Source organism: Bacillus sp. FSL K6-2944 (assembly GCF_038005385.1).
Taxonomy (GTDB): Bacteria; Bacillota; Bacilli; order Bacillales; family Bacillaceae_G; genus Bacillus_A; species Bacillus_A cereus.
On sequence record NZ_JBBOTE010000001.1, the window covers coordinates 1,172,465 to 1,192,179 of the forward strand.

Genomic DNA, 19,715 nt, shown 5'->3' on the forward strand with positions numbered 1-19,715 from the left:
TTAAATATAATGTTTACTTTGTTTTGAAAAGAGATTATTCTACTAAATTGTTGTGAAACGGTTTCATAGGATAATCTCTTTTGTTTAGTTTTGGAAAGAACGTACTGTGATTTTTAGTTGCTCAATAAATTCTCGAGTTGCAGCACACATATATTTATCTTTTCTATAAATTAGCCCTATTTCAATTATTGGAGTAGGGTTTTCTATTTTAATAGCTTGAATGTTTTTATTTTGTAAAAAGTCTATATATGGTTTGGGTAACACTGTAATTCCCATTTCTTTGGAAACCATTTGGATTAAAGATTCCATCGTACTAATTTCTAAAATTGGCCTTGGTTTAAAGTTTAACTTTTGACAATGAGATGTAATTAGTTCGGTTAAAAAGAAATTTTTAGGTAAAAGAATTAAAGGGTAGTTCTGTAATTCAGCAATAGATACATGATTACGTTCAGCTAATCGATGACCAGTGGGCACGACCAATGTAAGATCGCTTTTGTATAGAGGGATGGAGATAATCTCTTTATCTTGCACCGGGAGAAATGTAATTCCAATATCTAGTTCGTTTTGTAATAATTTTTCACGAATATCTCCTGTACGAAGCCCTAATACAGAAAGCTCTATATTAGGATATAAATTATTAAAATTTAAAATAGCTGGTGGTAGTAAATAATTTACGACGGTTAACAAAGCCCCTATTGTTAAGGAACCTTGCTGTAATCCGTTTAGGTCTTGAATAGCTGAACGAGCTTGTTCGACTTCATGAAAAATGGTTTTACTATGTGATAATAAAACCTTCCCTGCTTCAGTTAAAGATATTTTTTTACCAATTCGATCGAAAAGTGGCATTCCTACTTCATGCTCTAATGCACGTATTTGTTGACTTAGTGAAGGCTGTGAAATATTTAATTTCTCAGCTGCTTTTGTGAAATGTAATTCTTTTGAAACAGCTAAAAAGTATTCAAGTTGTCGTAATTCGATTGGAATCACCTCAAGTATAATAATAGGTTATACCTATCATTATTATATAAATAATTGAATTGAACAATGATTTTAGAGGTTTTATAATCATCTTTATATAACAGAGAGGTTTGTAAAAATTAATCGAGAGAAAATACATGTAACACCTTTAAAGGAGGAAATAGAATGGCTAATGAATATCAATTATTATCTTTAAATATAGGATTACCAAAAGAGGTTACATACGGCGGAAAAGTAATTCATACAGGCATAAATAAGAAACAAGTAAAGGAACCGGTATATTTATCCTTTGTAAAATTTAATGGGGATGGACAAGCTGACTTAGTTCATCATGGAGGAGTAGATAAAGCAGTTTGTGTTTATACTGGTGATCACTATCCATATTGGGAAAAAGAATTGAATCAAGATTTTGTATATGGGGCTTTCGGAGAAAATATAACAGTTAGTGGTATGCGCGAAGAGGATGTTTGTATTGGTGATACGTTTGAGCTAGGACAGGCAATCGTACAGGTAACACAACCAAGGCAACCTTGTTTTAAATTAGCAAAAAAATATAATATTCCAAAGTTACCACTATATTTTCAAGAAACAGGATATACAGGATTTTATTTTCGTGTATTAAAAGAAGGATGGGTATCATCAGTCGATACCTTAAAAAAACTACAGTCTGATCCAAAAGGTGTTTCAGTAGCGTTTGCTAATCGTATCATGCATAAGGAAAAACAAAATATTGAAGGGGTAAAAAGGATATTAGAAGTAAATGCACTTTCATGTAGTTGGAGAAAGTCTTTTGAAAAGCGTATAAGTGGAGAAGAAATTAATACGAAGGAAAGACTTGAAGGAATAAAAGACTAAAAATATTTTATTATAAATAGTGTAATTTCTATTAGTAAAAGCTAATTAGAAAGCGCTATTTTTGTATAATAAACTAATTAATATCCAAAAATCTTAATATCGTTTTATTCGACTTATTTTCAAATAGTCAAAACATAAAATTAATTAGACTTTTTTTTTATGTTTTGTGATAGTATATTGATTGGTAAGACCTCTATTTTTAAGAGTAGGTCATATAAGTATATCTAATTTAATGGAATTTAACATTTGGAGGTACAACATGGGGAATGTTGAAAAATTGGCAAGTCTTCTAATAGAAGAACCGAAAAGAGAGCAGTTATTTCCTTTATTTGAAGAAGTGTTTGGAATTACAACTCAAACATTGAATGATTTTTCGGATAAAGGATATTGGGATGATACATATAAAGCTTTATCATTTTTACAAGAAGATAAAGTGATTGCAAATGTTGCGGCATTTTCACTCCCATTATTAATTAATGGTGAAAAAATAAATGCAGCGGGTATTCAATCAGTAATGACACACCCTAATTTTCGTAGACAAGGGTTAATGACACAATTAATGGGTAAAATGATAGAAGAAATCGATAAGAAATGTGAATGTGCATTATTGTTTACGGAAAACCCTGAACTATATACAGCATTTGGATTTAAAGTTGTGCAGGAATATTTGATGACTATACCATATGATAAAAATATTAATAATAACGATTCACTACTTAAAAAGTTAGATTACTATAATATAGAGAATAGACAGTTAATACATGAAACTATTGATAGTAGCCAAAGACTTTCAAATAGTTTTTCAACTTTAAACTTCCATCCTTCATTTTATTTGAATATGTATGATTCGGAATGGAATGAGAAATTGTATTATTCAGAGAAACTAGATGCTCTAATCGTTTATGAAGTAGAAAATGAAAAGTTGAAATTATTTGGAGTATTTGCGCCAGTACTTCCGGTTTTAGATGAATTATGTGGAGAAATCAATGAAAGGTTTACGGAAATCGAATTTTATTTTTCTCCGGATCAATTAGGGGTTGAGGAAGTACAGTTTACAGAAGTACAGTCTAGCAAGTATTTAATGGTTCGAAGTGATAAAGAGTTAGATTTTAAAGGTTATAAATTCCCAGTATTAGCGGAGTTTTAAATGTCTATATAAATGCTTTATTATGGAGGAGCTATGAATATATCGTATATACCAGAACATATTGAGCAACTCACTATAATGAATGTACCTGAATACTATAAAATTAATGATAATCATGCGTTTATTGTCCGTTCGAAAGCAGAAACTGATTTTTGGCTTAAAACACATTATGGTTTTGAAGTAATGAATGGTCATGTATTTTATAATGAGATGATGACAGACTTTCAAGCTGAAGTTCAGTTACGTATGAATCCAAATTCAAAATTCGATCAAGCAGGTCTTTTTGTTATGATTTCGGAGAACTGTTGGCTAAAAACATCTTTAGAATATATCCCCGAAGGGCCATCTCACTTAGGTGCTGTCGTAACGAATAATGGATATTCTGATTGGTCAACGCAAGATTATCCAACTGAAGCAGCTAAGCAACAACTTCGTTTTCGAATTATTCGAAAACGCGGTGATTATACAATATATGTGAAAAAGAGACATCAATGGGAACAAATAAGAATCGCTCATTTAATGGAGGATATAGGAAATGAGCCTATTAAAATAGGTTTTTACACGTGTAGTCCTTCTAAAAATAAGGGATTTGAGACTGAGTTTTTACATTTTACAATTGAAGAATTATAGATGAAAAACCGTATTCTTTTCATTAAGAATGCGGTTTTTGTATTTACATAATATAAAGCATATGTATTGACCAGAAAGTCATTAATACTTATCATTTAATAATGTTAAATATTAATTTACATAATATAATAGAAGTAATGAAGAAATTACAAAAAATATCGCTTAAATAAGGAGGGATATGAATTATTCAGTGGTAATTTCATGGGAAAAGGAGACTATGTATGAAATCATTTCGTAAGTTATTACAGTATTTAAAACCATACATGTTCTTCGCTATTATTGGACCGCTATTTATGGTACTTGAGGTTGCGATGGACTTAATTCAACCGACTATTATGCAACATATCATTGATGTTGGGATTGCAAATCGGGATTTAAATTATGTAATAAAAATGGGGCTTCTTATGATAGGAGCAGCAGCACTCGGTTTAGTTGGAGGGCTTGGGTGTATGATGTATTCTACAAAAGCAGCTGTTAATTTCGCTACTGACATACGAAAAGATGTGTTTGCGAAAATAGAAACATTTTCTAGTAATAATCGTGATTCATTTGGAACAGGTAAATTATTAACGATCGTGACGAATGATATCACTTCCATTCAATCAGCAATGACGATGACATTACGTGTTCTCGTTCGTGGTCCGCTGTTATTTATCGGAAGTATAATTATTGTTTTTGTAACAGCAAGAGAGTTATTTCCAATATTACTTGTAGTTGTTCCGATTTTATTACTTGCGATTATTTTAATTGCAAGTAAAGCAAGTGGTACATTTAAAAAGGTGCAAGAGGCATTGGACAAAGTGAATACAAAGTTACAAGAAAATTTATCTGGTGTACGTGTTATAAAAGCGTATGTAAGACAAAAATATGAAATCGCTCAATTTGGAAGTGTAAATACAAATTTAACGAAGATAAATATTCGAGCTGTGCAGCTTATTTCTTTAATGATGCCAATCATTATGCTAGTTGTAAGTGGCGGGATTGTCGCAACATTATGGATTGGTGGAGAAAAAGTATTCAATGGAACGCTTCAAGTAGGAGCGATTTTGGCATTTATTAATTACTTGAATATCATTTTAATGTCACTTATGTCGATTAGCATGGTATTTATTCAAATTGCGAGAGCTTTTCCATCTGCGGATCGTGTACAGCAAGTGTTAAATACCGAGGTTGATATAATAAGCGAAGCGAATGCAATCGAACCTGAGAAAATCGAGGGGAATATCGAATTTAAAAATGTTAGTTATAGCTATACGAAAAATAATGAATACGTTTTAAAAGATATTTCGTTTAACATACAAAAAGGTGAAAAAGTAGGGATTATTGGATCAACTGGAAGTGGTAAATCTACCTTAGCGAAACTGTTACCACGTCTATATGATGTGGATCAAGGTGAAATATGTATAGATGGAATAGATGTTAAAACATATGATTTGCAAAAACTCCGTGCTTCAATAGGGTTTGTACCTCAGAAGGCTTTGTTGTTCTCAGGTAGTATAGAAGAGAATTTACGTTATGGTAAAGAAAATGCAACACATGATGAGCTGGAAGTAGCAGCTGCATCAGCTTGTGCGACTGAGTTTATCAATAAGCTGGAAGAATCTTATCAATATAATTTAACACAAGGTGCGACAAATCTATCAGGTGGACAAAAACAACGTGTATCAATTGCAAGGGCACTTGTGAGAAAACCACCGATTCTCATATTAGATGATTCTACATCAGCAGTTGATGCAAAATCAGAGGCTACTATTCAAACAGCTTTAAAAACAAAATATAAAGGCACAACGACTTTATTAATCGCGTCCAAAATTTCTTCCATAATGGATGCGGATAAAATACTTGTATTAGATAATGGTGAATTAGTTGGCAATGGTACACATGAACAATTGTTAGAACGAAGTGAGGTTTATCAGGAAATTTATCTTTCCCAAGGTGGTAATTTAGATAAAGAAGGTGGGGAAGAACATGCGTAATTTTCAAGGGCAATTTGCTAATAAAGGTGGACGAAACACCCCAAAGATGGGAAAAGCTAAAAATGCTCAAGGAACTGTAATGCGGGTATGGAACTATATGGGCTATCAAAAAGCTGCTCTTATGTTTGTTATATTTCTAGTCGTTGTTACTACATTACTTGGATTATTAGGTCCCTATTTTATGGGAGTTATTATAGATCAATATATTGTACCGAAAGATTTAAGTGGTACAGCAAGAATGTGTATGTTACTTATCGCGATTTATGGTGTAACTGTACTTTTAACATGGTTACAAACGTTTGTCATGATTAACGTTGCATTAAAAACAATTCAAAAAATACGACAAGATATTTTTGAGAAAATCCAAACGCTTTCTTTACGGTTCTTTGATGTGCGTTCTCAAGGTGATTTAATGAGCCGTGTGACAAATGATATAGATAATTTGAATCAAGCTTTGACACAAAGCGTTGTACAAATTATTTCATCAGCATTAACTTTTATAGGTGTAACGATTGCAATGTTCGCCTTAAATTGGATTTTAGCAATTGTAACTTTAATTACAGTACCTATTATGTTTTACGTTACAAAAAAACTAGTTGCATATAGTGGTAAAAACTTTGCGAAGCGTCAAAAAGATTTAGGTGAATTAAATGGATTTATTGAGGAAGCAATTACAGGTGCGGATGTTACAACGTTGTACGGAAAAGAAAAAGAAACTGTACAAAATTTCAATAAAATTAATGAACAGCTAAGAGTTTCAGCTACGAAGGCTGATACATTTTCAGCTTTTATTTTTCCAAGTATGAACTTTATTAATAATTTAGGTATGGGCCTTGTCATTGGGACTGGATCAGTTATGGTCTTAAACGGAATGACAACAGTAGGAGTTATTGCGGCTTTTATTAATTATTCTCGTCAATTCTCAAGACCGCTAAGTCAATTTGCGACTTTAATGAATACAATTCAAGCGGCAGTTGCTGGTGGAGAACGTGTTTTTGAAATTATGGATGAGGTACCAGAAATTCAAAATAAAAAAGACGCATTCGTTGTACAAAATTTACAAGGGCATGTTGCACTTGAGAATGTTTCATTTGGCTACGCAGAAAATAAAACGATTTTAAAAGAAGTGAGTCTTAAAGCGCAGCCAGGAGAGACAATTGCTTTAGTTGGTCCGACTGGATCAGGGAAAACAACAATCATTAATTTGTTAACTCGCTTTTACGATATACAGCAAGGACAAATTCATATTGATGGAAAAGATATAAAAGATTATGATATTAATTCTTTACGAAGTAAAATAGGAGTAGTTTTACAGGATACGTATTTATTTGCTGGTTCGATTATGGATAATATCCGTTATGGAAGCTTAGATGCTACTGATGAAGAAGTTATCACTGCAGCTAAGGCAGCATCTGCACATTCTTTTATTAAGCATTTGCCAAATCAATATGAAACAGAAATTGCTTCAGAAGGATCGAATTTAAGTCAAGGACAAAAACAACTTCTAGCGATTGCACGAGCAATTTTAGCAGATGCAGATATATTAATTCTCGATGAAGCGACATCAAATATTGATACAAGAACAGAATTACAAATACAAGCAGGACTAAATAATTTAATGAGAGGTCGCACAAGTTTTGTGATCGCTCATCGACTTAAAACAATTGAAAAAGCAGATCAAATTCTTGTTATAAAAGATGGAAATATTTTAGAAAGAGGGAATCATGAATCTCTCATGGAAGATAGAGGGTTTTATTTTGATTTGTATACGAGTCAGTTTAAAATATAGTAAAAGCATTGATATGTTGCGGTTTCTCTTGAGAGGAGAAACCGCATTTTTTATATTTGCAAATATTACTATCCAAATGGTCTTTCACTACATATTTTAACAGCATCCACCTGCATTCCAGGCAAAACATGTGAATAGCGATTTAATGTTATGAACATATCTTTATAACTGAAGTGTTCACTTACAGTCTTTGGATGTATACCTTGTTTCAAAAGTAGCGTAGCATGTGTATAATAACGTAAATCATAAAATCGAATTTTAAAAATCGGAGTTTAAATAAAAAGAGCGCTGTTAAAAGCGCTCTGAGACAAACCATACATTTAGAGAGGAATCAAGATAATATATGGATATTGTGTGAGGATGTTGTAGGTTTTAATTAAAAATAAAGCACACATATAAGTGTGCTTTTATGAACGCTTTAGATTTGTATGACTATATAGTCATACAATAAAATATGCTTGTTTAATATAAATGTGTGTCAAATCTATAAAAAGATATTGTGTATAAGGAACAATAAATATTAATTAGCTAAGTCTTTTGTTTTTATCCTGCTATTTGCCGGACAGTAAGACCCCCACCTTAAAATTTAGCGGAAGCAAAGAAGTTAGGTGGGGGCTGGACTGCTCATAAAAGCCCATTGGTGAGGGCTGATTAAAGTTTCACTTTATTAACGAATTTGCACAACTGTTAACGCTGCAGAACGAATATCTACTGTACCTATTACTTCAACGGGGACAATTTGAATTAAATCACCAGGGTTTAAGTTAATTAGAATGACCCCACTTGATACATCGACTTCACCAGTTCCGATAATATTAGAACGGACTGCGGATCCGGATCCTGCAATAATATTAGTCGATGAATTTAATGTCAAGAAAAAGCGAGCTGCTTCCGGGGCTAATGGGACGTTATCAAGGCTAATCGTTAATGTATAGCTAATTTGATAAATACCAGCTACCTGAATTTTAATACCAGTTCCAGTACTAATTGTATCATTAATTACAGGGACAGTAATGTTAGGATTTGGGCCTGTACTAGGTAATAGTAGTGGTGTAAATAATGTTGCAAATTGAGGTGAAGTAGCATTGAAGGCAAAACCTAGGGCAGGTAGTGAACTAGGTGCTTGTGCTTCACAATTAAAATTAGCGAATTTACGAATGGATGAGCGCATATTTTCACTCCTTTCTTGTATTTAGATTTCGTGAGTATTAACTTCACATTTTGGACAAGCATAATACAATATATGAAAATTTATAGTAGATAGTGCACAAGCATTACTATTACGGATAAAGCTATGAATAATAATAAATACTATATGGAAAAAGCAGTTAGCTAATTTAACTAACTGCTTAGTCGGTTCTCCAAGAGCAAATAGGCGAAAAATTATTGCGCTATATAAAAGATCGCTATAGATAAGTGCTCTTTTTGAGAGTGAGTATAAAATTCTATCATTCTATCTAGTATGTGCACTGTATTATGTAGTTGCTACTAAAATTGATGTGAATTTTTAAAATTAGAGGTTTCTTTCAATGAAACCTCTAAAAAGACAACTAAATTTACGTTATAGTAAATTCAATTGCGATAGGAGTGCCTCCATCTAGGACTGCTCCTCCTACAATAGTAGCAGCTGTAGTAGTCACACCAGTAATAGTATCACCTGTTTGAATAACACCATTAATATAAAGTGTTAAAAAGGCATAAGAAGCAGGGAATGTTGTTACAGCACCAGTGTCATCAGTGAAGTCTGTGTTAGCAAAAGTTAAATCTGCTCCAGCAGCAGTTCCTGTTGCTGCTGTACTTACAAATCGTCTTCCTGCTATAAAAGGTTTAACGATAGGCATTTATATTCACCCCTTTTTGAGAATTAACTTAGACAAGTTTTTTGAAAGTTTTGTCCTGTATCGTATATTATGCTGTGCTTCTACTAAGAGATACGGCTTGTATACTAGTAAATAAATATAATTATTATGCGTTTTATAAGTTAGGTTCTTATAAGTAATTAAGTGGTTAAGGTTGGATTTTGTATATGGTATGTTTATGTTAAAAAAGAGAGCTCTTTTAGAAAGAGCTCTTAATCAAATTATTATCTTAGTGTTGGGGGGAACTGGCGGCCTCAGTGACAGATGGTAGAAATAATTTACGTGGTATTGTAATAAATTCAAGTGCAATTTGCTTTGGATAAAAAAGTATTTGAGTTAAATCTAGAGCATGTATTAATAGTATCATGAAGCTTGTAAGAATGATAAAACTACCCCAAAAGAAACTTTTTGAAGTGTTGCGGAAATCTTTTATTAAAGAAAAGAATGAAAAAAATGCGGTAACAATGAGAATAAAAAATTTATACTTATCAGCCATTGTGATCCTCCTAAAGAACAGTAATTTATATTATATCGTATTTTTCAATATTATTATAAAAAGATTTTAAAGTGAATAATAAGAAAAAAATAAAGCCATAACTTAAAATCTTAGTTTAGGTTCTATTGTTTGAATTCTTTGTTTTAGAAGGTATAAAATCTGAAATTGAAAATTTTCCAAATGAACTACCATTTTTTATTTCTGATCCAACATCAAGTGCTTAATGAAATGGTATGAAAGATTATAGGCTAGTGATACGAGATTAAATAAGAGGAATTTCCGTGCAGCAAGAGTTCTAGCTCAGATTTCTACTAGAGAAAAGTATTTAGTTGGAGTTGGTATGTTAATAAAAAACGGATGGATGTCGAAACTAAATATTCATGACATTAAGGACAAAGATCAGGAAATATAATTTGGTATTCTGGGAATAACCGGAGATCCGTAGTTAAGGTTGCATAGTATTTGTATTTTTTTTCTAATTTTTCAATTGTTGTTAAGTGATGAGAACCTAATCCGCGTCGTACACTATGTTGAGAAAGAGTAGGCCCGATTTGTAATTTTCGTTTTTTCATTGCATCGTTCCATGGACTATAAAAAAATTTAAAAATAAAAGCAGGTTCCATGTAAATGCTATAAGGATAATGCGAACCATGTCTCCCGACTCTATAGTTCCCGTGCGAATTATTGTGAATTAATCTACCGTTAAGATATAGTTGGTTTGGATTAGGTTGAATTATTATGCCGTGATAACGTTGTTTAACAAGCGGAGAGCTATATCTTGGATTAGTGTAGCCATGAGTGGGTTCATCAATCATCATAATCATTCTTATTGAAAACATATTGCCGCCCATAGTGTTAAGTGATTTGAAAAATTGTTCTTTATTATAACAGCATAGGAATTCTGTCGTATTCAATACCATTTTCCATCCTGTAATTTCTCTTTCAATTTCCATAACTTCTTGATCAACTAAATAAGCATCAAATTCGAATGATTTTGAGTTTCGTATTTCCCAATTAGGAGCGAATGTTTTACAGATTTCAACTGAACGATCAGTGGATCCACGGTTAATAAGAATGCCATGATCAAATAGCTTTGTATGGTGCATTAACCACCACGGAAGTAAATATTCTTCATTGTAAAAATGAGAAATTAAAGTAGTCTTAATCAAAATCACCTCCGTATTTAACCTGCTTCTTATTTAATATAATATGGAAGGAAACCTATTGTTAGAAGGTTTCCTCTTAAAAGTTTTAAACCACATAGGGTATGTGCATGGATTAGTATGTAAAGTAGTCTGAATGATAAAGAGTGGTATTAAAAAGTACAAAATCTAAAATGAGCATCGAATTAGTGTATAACGATTGAAACGGCACTGAAAACTAATAAAACAGCCATAATGATGTTAAATAATTGATTATGTTTTAATAAAAGTTTTTGGAACATGGAACCAAAAAGGCTCCAACTAAATGTACTCAGTAAACCGACTATACCTAGAAATAATGAGAAAAGTAGAAAACTTGAATATGAATTGTAGTAAGGGAGTATAAAAGTAGAGACTACTGTGAGTCCGAATAATATTCCTTTAGGGTTAATAAATTGAAGGAAAATACCCACTGTAAATAAGTTTTTATTATTTTTTTCATTGTGACCGGCACCGCCTTTACTAGTAATTATTTTAAAGGCTAAATATAGCATATACGCGACACCTAAAATTTTTAAAGGAAATTCAATTATAGGGATAATATTAATTAATACAATATTAAAGAAACTGCATAAAGAAGTGAGGATGAAAAAACCGAATGCTACTCCAAAGCAAAAGTTTATGCTTCTCTTTAATCCATGTTGATTTGCGTATGTCATAGCTAAGAAATTGTTGGGACCAGGTGTGAAGCTACTTATAAATACAAATAACAAAAAAGAAAATATAGGCATTTCAAAACCCCCTATTTTTTGTGTGTTATAATGACCGAAAAGAACAATATAACGTGTGCTTTTTATTATACATAACGGTCGTTATATTGTATACAGTGTAGGAGTGTTTTTTATGGAAGAAATTCAACTTATTCTGGCAAAAAATTTAAAATCAATACGTGAAAAAGAAAAATTAAGTTTAGAAAAGGTCTCTCAATTAACAGGTGTAAGTAAAACAATGATTGGACAGATAGAAAGAGGAGATTCAAGCCCGACACTAACAACAATATGGAAAATTGCTAATGGTTTGAAAGTATCATTTACCTCTTTAATTAATAATCCACAGCCTGATACGAAAGTAGTTTTACGAAATGATGTTCAAGTATTGTCTGAAGACAATGGGAGATATAAGGTGTATCCCTCATTTCCTTTCCAAGATAATAGGAATTTTGAAATCTATATGGTTGAAATTGATACAGGAGGGAAATTAAGTTCAGAAGCGCATAAAGAAGGAACAGAAGAGTTTATAACGGTATTTGAAGGGAAATTGACAATTGACATAAACGATTGTCAATATACGTTAAATAATGGAGACTCAATTCGCTTTAAGGCGGATAGACCGCATACTTATACTAATTCAGGAAGAACATTAACGCGGTTAAGTATGACTATTTATTATCCAGCTTTATAAGCTGGCAATAATATAAAGAGTAAATGTGTATTGTTAAAACCATCTATAAGAGATGGTTTTATTTTTTGAATATAAAAAAAGACACTCAATTGAGTGTCAATATAGTATTGCTCTCGCGTATAGGATTGGAGATGTTCCTCAAATACATATTGAGATGGTCTGTAAAGAAGAAACGATCTTCATCTTTAATGTAACACCGACATGGGGGAAGTGTAAATTGATAATATATATACGGAAAATTTAGTATAGATGTTTTCTACTATGGATATAGTACAATTTATTTTTATTACGTCATCACTCTCGTAATATTTACCAATTGAGTATTTAGATTGTTTATTATAAAAAGAATGAATCATTTTTTAATCAATTCGTATAATTGTAAGAGAGGCACCTGTTGATCCACCTCCAACTAAATTCACGACAGATAATATACCAAATAATTGTAGTGAAATTGTATTACCAGCATTTAAATTAGTAATTAAATTATTACTATAATTTGAAGTTGATAAAGCGGGAGAAAAAATAGAGCCAGGAATTGGCGTAGAAGCGTTTAATAGTAGTCTAGTTCCAGCAAGTAGAGCGGTTGTCGTATTAACTTGATAGGTTAAATGATATCTTCCAGTTACAGGAATTGTAAATACGTCATTTGAAGCGTTAACTGTAAAATTACCAAGACTTTGGTTATTTGAAAGTGGAATGTTTGTTCCTCCTAATATGACTGAAACAGGACCACCTGATGTATTATTAGCGAACATAGAGTTTGTTGTAACGATAGACCCAGTACTTCCGGTAGGCCCAGTACTTCCGGTAGGCCCAGTACTCCCGGTAAGCCCAGTACTTCCAGTAGGCCCCGTAGGTCCAGTAAGCCTGTAAGGGAAAATAATGTCAAGGGCCATTGACATTATTTCTTTTTTTCTAATTTCATTATTATCTTGAATATAAATCACCTGTTATGAAGTGACCTTTGTCAATAGTTTTTCACCCATAATATTTTTCTTGATGGCATACAAAAGCTTCAGAAATAAGATCTATCGACAGTTAACCACTCTGTTATTCGTGGATTGGTTACCTCAGGTTAATGGTTCGTCGTTAGGCTCTTATAATCTCACTGCGTGGATCACACCTTTTCAAATTCTAATAAATAGCTTGTTTATCAGAATTTCAGCCATGCCAGAAGAGGTGAGTCATAGATAGCCAGACCTGTAATTCACTATCTCTGAAGCTCATCTATGCCATCAATTGATACCTTTGGTTTCTAACTATGAATGAATCAATCAACTTCATATCCTTCCCTCTTTATTTTCGGTGAATTTTACCTGTTTCTAATCCCCATATAAAACACCCCAGTTCTCTTGCGATAGCTGTAACGGCAACATTTCTAGGTTTCCCTTGATATATCATGCGATAATATTTTCTTTGTAACCTTTCTACAGCCTGATCCGCATAAGCAATCACTTCGCTTCGTTGCCCTTTTTGTCTTGCTTTCACTCGCTTCGATTTTAATCCGATTGTTCCTTTTACCAACGCATTTGCACATTCTACAAGAGTAGACCTAACGGTCGAATTTCCTTGTTTTGTAATCGAACGTCGACTGATTTTTTCTCCACTTGAGCTTTCGCTTGGTGTCAATCCTACATAAGCCATAAATGCTTTAGCCGTGGGAAAACGAGTGAAGTCTGCAATTTCCACATGAACAGTCATTGCCGATGTTGTATCTATACCTTTTAAGCATCTTAAATTTGCGATTGGTTCTTCGTACCTTTCACGATGAGATAATTCTTCTAATCTCAGACTGAACCGCTCAATTTTATCGACTAGAACATCATACTGTAATAGGTATTCGCCTAACGTTTCTTTGAATAATCCTTGTAGATCAAGATTCTTTAACCATTTCATATAAGCGATTGTCCAGCTTGATTTCCCTTCATACACATAGCCATGCCTTAAAAGGAATGCTTTTATCTGTTGTTTTATTTTTTTCAAAGATGTTTTAAAATCACCTAACATGCGGATATACTCTTTCACGGCAACATCCTCTTCTTCTGGAACATATACTTCTTTATAGGTGCCATTTGCTAAATTAAGAGCAATCATTTTGGCATCGAATTTATCATTTTTAACCATTTTATTTTTTGATGAACTGTACATTGTTGTGGGAGCTAAAATATCACAATCAATTCCATTTTGTTCAAGAAGATTATGAAGTGAATACCCTAAACAACCAGCCTCATATCCAGCTTTAATTTTTATATCTTCACCATATTTTGTTTTCAGTTTCTCAACGAATTTTTTTACGAGAGATACATTTGAAGCACATCGTGCTTCTCTTACAATTTCCCCAGTTGTTCCGTGTAGTGCACATAAGCTAAAACTTTCCTTGTGGACATCCATCCCAATATAGATTATATTTTCCATAGTGGCCTCCTATTATCATAGGGTATAACCCCATTCATAATGTTTTCATTCATTATTATGGGTTAAAATCCCTGACTTGATAATCTAGGAGGTCGCTTCATATTATCTCATCTTTTTAAATAAGAATGTAATAGATTTAGTACTTTTTAAATAGAATGATTAATTTATTATATTAATTAAAGCGGTTATAGCAACGGTAAAATGTTTAATATATGTAATAATTCTTTGGGAAGAAAAAAGAGAATAGTTATAAAGTTATTCTTTAATGATAGGGTCATAATGATGTGTATGAATTAAAAAACATGTGGAATGAGGTATTAAATTGAAACGCAATGACAATTTATCATTGAATAAGGGGATGATAGGCCCAGAAAATATTGGACCTACATTTCCGATTCTTCCACCAATTTATATTCCAACCGGAGCAACAGGCCCGACTGGAATAACGGGGCCGACCGGAGAAACGGGGCCGACCGGAATAACAGGCCCAACCGGAGTAACAGGCCCAACCGGAATAACGGGCCCGACCGGAGCAACAGGTCCAACTGGAGAAACGGGCCCGACTGGAATAACGGGACCAACCGGAGCAACAGGCCCAACCGGAATAGCGGGCCCGACCGGAGCAACAGGTCCAACTGGAGAAACGGGACCAACCGGAGAAACGGGGCCGACCGGAGTAACAGGCCCGACTGGAATAACAGGCCCAACCGGAGCAACAGGCCCGACTGGAATAACGGGCCCGACCGGAGCAACAGGCCCGACTGGAATAACGGGCCCGACCGGAGCAACAGGCCCAACCGGAATAACGGGCCCGACCGGAGCAACAGGTCCAACTGGAGAAACGGGCCCGACTGGAATAACGGGACCAACCGGAGAAACGGGACCAACCGGAGAAACGGGCCCGACCGGAGTAACAGGCCCGACTGGAATAACAGGCCCAACCGGAGCAACAGGCCCGACTGGAATAACGGGACTAACCGGAGTAACCGGGCTAACCGGAGAAACGGGACCAATTGGAATAACGGGACCAACCGGAGCAACAGGTCCTACCGGGGGGATTGGCCCTATAACAACCACCAATTTGTTATATTACACTTTTGCGGATGGAGAGAAGCTTATATATACAGATGCTGACGGGATACCTCAATATGGTACAACGAATATTTTGTCTCCTAGTGAAGTTTCTTATATTAATTTGTTTGTTAATGGAATACTGCAGCCACAACCATTATATGAAGTGAGTACTGGTAAATTAACTTTATTGGATACGCAACCACCATCGCAAGGATCTTCAATTATATTACAATTTATTATTATTAATTAAAAGGACAGATCCTTAATGAAAAGGAATCTGTCCTTTTTGTTTTATATTTAAATAGTTAAAATTAAGTGAAGGTACATTCAATTTCTAGCTGTCATAAATGGTTGAATGATAGGAATTTTAACTTCAATTCTTTTCATAGTGTATTGGAATAAAATATAAAATGAATTTTTCAATATAGTATATGAGAGTTCTCTATAATACAAAGGGCTTCATGTTTAAAAAGAGAACACAATCTTAGTAAAGAAATAATGTATATTTATATGAAAAAATGGCACTGTTAATTGTTGAGTATATTCAAATTAATATGTGTATTTAAACCTAAGAGATAAACGTGGAAAAATAAAATAAACCCGTAAGTTTAGGTATTTAATCTAAGCAGTCAATTATTAAAAACATATAATTAATATGTGAGTCATGAACATAATTAAATAACGTTTTTAAGTTTAATTATATTTCATGTTTCCTATTTTAAGTCAATATATAACACATACTCTTTTACAACTTTATGATCCTTATAATAGGAAAAACTCAAATATAAAACAAGTAAGGAGGACATAAATGACAAGTAATAATTGTTTCGGTCATAACCACTGTAATAATCCGATTGTTTTCACTCCAGATTGTTGTAACAATCCACAAACAGTTCCGATTACTAGTGAGCAATTAGGTAGATTAATTACTTTACTAAACTCTTTAATTTCGGCTATTGCAGCGTTTTTTGCAAATCCAAGTGATGCAAACAGATTAGCTTTACTCAATTTGTTTACTCAACTATTGAACTTACTAAATGAATTAGCACCTTCTCCAGAAGGGAATTTCTTAAAACAATTAATTCAAAGTATTATTAATTTACTACAATCTCCTAACCCAAATCTAAGTCAATTACTTTCTTTATTACAACAATTCTACAGTGCTCTTGCACCATTCTTCTTCTCTTTAATTATTGACCCTGCAAGCTTACAACTTTTATTAAACTTATTAACTCAATTAATTGGTGCTACTCCAGGAGGCGGCCCAACAGGTCCAACAGGTCCAACAGGTCCAGGAGGTGGAGCAACAGGAGCAACTGGTGCAACAGGAGCAACAGGAGCAACAGGTCCAACAGGTCCAACAGGAGCAGGAGCAACTGGTGCAACAGGAGCAACAGGAGCAGGAGCAACAGGCCCAACAGGAGCAACAGGCTTAACAGGAGCAACAGGTTTAACAGGAGCAACAGGCCCAACAGGAGCAACAGGAGCAACAGGTCCAACAGGAGCAACAGGTCCAACAGGGGCAACAGGTTTAACTGGTGCAACAGGCTTAACAGGAGCAACTGGTGCAACTGGTGGCGGAGCTATTATTCCGTTTGCTTCAGGTACAACACCATCTGCGTTAGTTAACGCGTTAATAGCTAATACAGGAACTCTTCTTGGATTTGGATTTAGTCAGCCTGGTGTAGCTTTAACTGGTGGAACAAGTATCACATTAGCATTAGGTGTAGGTGATTATGCATTTGTAGCACCACGCGCAGGGGTTATTACGTCATTAGCTGGTTTCTTTAGTGCAACAGCTGCTTTAGCTCCATTATCACCTGTTCAAGTGCAAATACAAATATTAACTGCACCTGCAGCAAGCAATACGTTTACAGTACAAGGCGCACCTCTTTTATTAACACCAGCATTTGCCGCAATAGCGATTGGTTCTACAGCATCAGGAATCATTGCTGAAGCTATTCCAGTAGCGGCTGGAGATAAAATACTACTGTATGTTTCATTAACAGCAGCAAGTCCAATAGCTGCAGTTGCTGGATTTGTAAGTGCAGGTATTAATATCGTTTAATTTGTTACAATGTTTAGTAGGAAATTAAACAGGGGGTTTGTATATAGTCCTTCCTAATAAATTTAGGAAGGACTATATTTTTTGAGGAAATAAGTAATAAATCAATTGAACAATTACTCTTTATTAAGTTCGTATAAAAAAGTATAATTTACCCTTTCTCATTTAAGGCATAAGTTATGTAACTTTAAAAATTTCCGATCAGCAAAAAAAGATGAATTCTTTTAAAAAAGAATTCATCCATAAAATAAACTATTTATTTTTATTACAGTTACATCCTTTTTTCTTTACATAGCCTTGCTCGGCTAAGTCTCTTTGCGATTGGGAATTGGAAGATTGAGAATTGGAAGATTGAGAGGATGCTGAAGAGCTACTATTTTTATTATAAGAGTAGTTTTTTCGATAGTTATAATTACTCATAGTACTATCACCTCCAATTTAATATATAAATATTATATGTATGTACACTATCAATTGTTACTATTATTAATAGGAAGAGAACATACAATAAAAAAATCTCCTCGGTATTTTCCTAGGAGATAAATGATGATTCTTTTAAAAATTTACAAATTAATAGCCCCAGTAAAGAGGAAAGTAATAAGAATCTTGGGGATACGGATTATGTTGTTGAGGGAGGGGCTGGGTTGGGTAATTTTTCATTCCACGGTTTTGATTGCAGTTTGCCGGAGGGCCAATAACAGTAGTTGATTGAATAGGAGAAACCGCTTGTTTCCATTGTTGTTCATTGAGGCAGTAAGTATGGGCCATCATATGAGCCGGAGTTAATCTTAAAATATCAGAACCGAAAATAACTTCTGGCGCTGGGGCATTGAAAATAGCTAATAAATGAGTATTATCAGCTGTAGCAATTTCATAATGCCACCACGCTTGTGGAATGTTGGCAACTTGCCCCGGTTTTATCGGTAAGTTTAATATTTGATTCGTAAATGGATTAAGTAAAGAAACAACAGCAGACCCTGAAATACAATAAACAAGTTCAGCTGCATTTTGATGAATATGTGGTTCTACAACATTTCCTGTACTTAAATAAATATCTAATAAAGAAGTATTTTCTAAAGTGTTTAATTGTTTAATACCAAGTACATTTATATAATTTTGGGCATCTTTCCGAAAAAAATTACTTTTATTTACATCATAAGTAAAATTGGTTGAGGGGGAGGTATAGTCGATGTTGGCAGTCAATTGTATTACCCGCCTTTCTATAGGTAAGTTAGGTTACAAAATTAGGATATGTGTCTAGTCTTTGTTTTGTGCTGTTGTCGGTAGCTTAATAAATTCACTTATTCCATAAAGAATAAAGTATAAAGATTAAACTATATTCGTATTCCCATTCATACTTTGGATTGATGGAAAAAAGTAATGAAAATGTTAATTTAAAAGTACATCAATCATTTATAAGGAGTGAATGTTCATGTCATTTAGTGAAATGATTAGAAATGAAGTACTCAGCTGGGCGGGTGTTTCTGAAAAGCCGCATCGATTTGGTGGTATTGAAATAAATTATGGTAAGAAAGAACTTGGCCATCTTCATGGTGATAAATTAGCTGATTTACCATTTCCGAAGTTAAAGCGAGATGAATTAGTGAAGCAAGGATTGGTAAAACCACATCACGTATTACCTGAATCAGGATGGATCAGTTATTATATAAAGAGTGAAGAGGATATTCCATTTGCAATTGAGTTATTTCGTATGCAATATGACCGAATTAAAAAGTAATGAAATAAAGTAGGGTAATAAAAATTTATTTTCATGTCACATCCCTCCTTAATCGTTCGTCTTGTATGTAGAACGATAAGGAGGGATTTT

At 33.7% G+C, this 19,715-nt stretch carries 18 protein-coding genes; 9 read left to right on the top strand and 9 right to left on the bottom strand.

The genetic code is table 11. From position 1 onward, the window contains the following. Window positions 1-84: 84 nt before the first annotated feature. Window positions 85-987 (bottom strand): LysR family transcriptional regulator, encoded by a 903-nt coding sequence (locus tag MHH55_RS06100; RefSeq protein WP_078187107.1) that lies wholly within the window; start codon window positions 985-987, stop codon window positions 85-87. Between the two features lie 156 nt (window positions 988-1,143). On the opposite strand from MHH55_RS06100, the gene MHH55_RS06105 reads away from it, so the two are divergent. From MHH55_RS06105 to MHH55_RS06125, 5 genes are all read left to right on the top strand, one after another. Next, on the top strand, window positions 1,144-1,833 hold the full coding sequence (locus MHH55_RS06105; protein ID WP_001262990.1) for an MOSC domain-containing protein: 690 nt from the start codon (window positions 1,144-1,146) through the stop codon (window positions 1,831-1,833). A 259-nt stretch (window positions 1,834-2,092) separates the two neighbouring features. Further along, window positions 2,093-2,980 (top strand): GNAT family N-acetyltransferase, encoded by an 888-nt coding sequence (locus tag MHH55_RS06110; RefSeq protein WP_000528674.1) that lies wholly within the window; start codon window positions 2,093-2,095, stop codon window positions 2,978-2,980. Window positions 2,981-3,013: 33 nt separating this feature from the next. Next, window positions 3,014-3,610 carry a DUF1349 domain-containing protein gene (locus MHH55_RS06115; RefSeq protein WP_001027672.1) on the top strand — a complete coding sequence of 199 codons (597 nt, stop codon included), beginning with the start codon at window positions 3,014-3,016 and terminating at the stop codon, window positions 3,608-3,610. 221 nt (window positions 3,611-3,831) lie between these two features. Beyond that, window positions 3,832-5,586 carry an ABC transporter ATP-binding protein gene (locus MHH55_RS06120; RefSeq protein ID WP_000834782.1) on the top strand — a complete coding sequence of 585 codons (1,755 nt, stop codon included), beginning with the start codon at window positions 3,832-3,834 and terminating at the stop codon, window positions 5,584-5,586. Next, window positions 5,579-7,375: an ABC transporter ATP-binding protein gene (locus MHH55_RS06125; protein ID WP_001243562.1), complete on the top strand. Its 1,797-nt coding sequence runs from the start codon at window positions 5,579-5,581 to the stop codon at window positions 7,373-7,375. Before MHH55_RS06120 ends, MHH55_RS06125 begins: the two co-directional genes overlap by 8 nt. 667 nt (window positions 7,376-8,042) lie before the next feature. Here the strand turns inward: MHH55_RS06125 and exsF are convergent. The 5 genes from exsF to MHH55_RS06150 all read right to left on the bottom strand — a co-directional run bounded on the left by exsF (window position 8,043) and on the right by MHH55_RS06150 (window position 11,663). Next, window positions 8,043-8,546: an exosporium protein ExsF gene (gene exsF / locus MHH55_RS06130; RefSeq protein ID WP_001257871.1), complete on the bottom strand. Its 504-nt coding sequence runs from the start codon at window positions 8,544-8,546 to the stop codon at window positions 8,043-8,045. Window positions 8,547-8,931: 385 nt separating this feature from the next. Further along, entirely contained in the window at window positions 8,932-9,216 is a 285-nt protein-coding gene (locus tag MHH55_RS06135) for a DUF4183 domain-containing protein (protein WP_001123247.1), read from the bottom strand. A gap of 247 nt (window positions 9,217-9,463) precedes the next feature. Next, on the bottom strand, window positions 9,464-9,730 hold the full coding sequence (locus tag MHH55_RS06140) for a hypothetical protein (RefSeq protein WP_139362480.1): 267 nt from the start codon (window positions 9,728-9,730) through the stop codon (window positions 9,464-9,466). Between the two features lie 386 nt (window positions 9,731-10,116). After that, window positions 10,117-10,899 carry a glycosyltransferase family 2 protein gene (locus MHH55_RS06145; protein WP_000598280.1) on the bottom strand — a complete coding sequence of 261 codons (783 nt, stop codon included), beginning with the start codon at window positions 10,897-10,899 and terminating at the stop codon, window positions 10,117-10,119. Between the two features lie 179 nt (window positions 10,900-11,078). Continuing rightward, on the bottom strand, window positions 11,079-11,663 hold the full coding sequence (locus MHH55_RS06150) for a LysE family transporter (RefSeq protein WP_001121273.1): 585 nt from the start codon (window positions 11,661-11,663) through the stop codon (window positions 11,079-11,081). A gap of 55 nt (window positions 11,664-11,718) precedes the next feature. On the opposite strand from MHH55_RS06150, the gene MHH55_RS06155 reads away from it, so the two are divergent. Continuing rightward, a complete protein-coding gene (locus tag MHH55_RS06155) occupies window positions 11,719-12,333 on the top strand; it encodes a helix-turn-helix domain-containing protein (RefSeq protein WP_002197759.1) in 615 nt (204 codons plus the stop codon). 359 nt (window positions 12,334-12,692) lie between these two features. Here MHH55_RS06155 and MHH55_RS06160 read toward each other — a convergent pair whose 3' ends face one another. After that, complete coding sequence (locus MHH55_RS06160; protein ID WP_078187106.1) at window positions 12,693-13,280, bottom strand: BclA C-terminal domain-containing protein; 588 nt, start codon at window positions 13,278-13,280, stop codon at window positions 12,693-12,695. 349 nt (window positions 13,281-13,629) lie between these two features. Next, the gene (locus MHH55_RS06165; protein ID WP_340880263.1) at window positions 13,630-14,748 is read right to left on the bottom strand and encodes an IS110 family transposase; all 1,119 of its coding nucleotides are present in this window, start codon (window positions 14,746-14,748) and stop codon (window positions 13,630-13,632) included. A 322-nt stretch (window positions 14,749-15,070) separates the two neighbouring features. Here MHH55_RS06165 and MHH55_RS06170 point away from each other — a divergent pair, with 322 nt between their 5' ends. Further along, a complete protein-coding gene (locus MHH55_RS06170; RefSeq protein ID WP_139362595.1) occupies window positions 15,071-16,072 on the top strand; it encodes a DUF4183 domain-containing protein in 1,002 nt (333 codons plus the stop codon). Between the two features lie 558 nt (window positions 16,073-16,630). Further along, entirely contained in the window at window positions 16,631-17,890 is a 1,260-nt protein-coding gene (locus MHH55_RS06175) for an exosporium glycoprotein BclB-related protein (RefSeq protein WP_078188199.1), read from the top strand. A 567-nt stretch (window positions 17,891-18,457) separates the two neighbouring features. On the opposite strand, the gene MHH55_RS06180 is transcribed toward MHH55_RS06175, so the two are convergent. Further along, window positions 18,458-19,090: a cupin domain-containing protein gene (locus MHH55_RS06180; protein ID WP_000126322.1), complete on the bottom strand. Its 633-nt coding sequence runs from the start codon at window positions 19,088-19,090 to the stop codon at window positions 18,458-18,460. 229 nt (window positions 19,091-19,319) lie between these two features. Between MHH55_RS06180 and MHH55_RS06185 the strand changes: the two genes are divergently transcribed. After that, entirely contained in the window at window positions 19,320-19,625 is a 306-nt protein-coding gene (locus MHH55_RS06185) for a luciferase domain-containing protein (RefSeq protein ID WP_000010317.1), read from the top strand. Window positions 19,626-19,715: the final 90 nt, after the last annotated feature.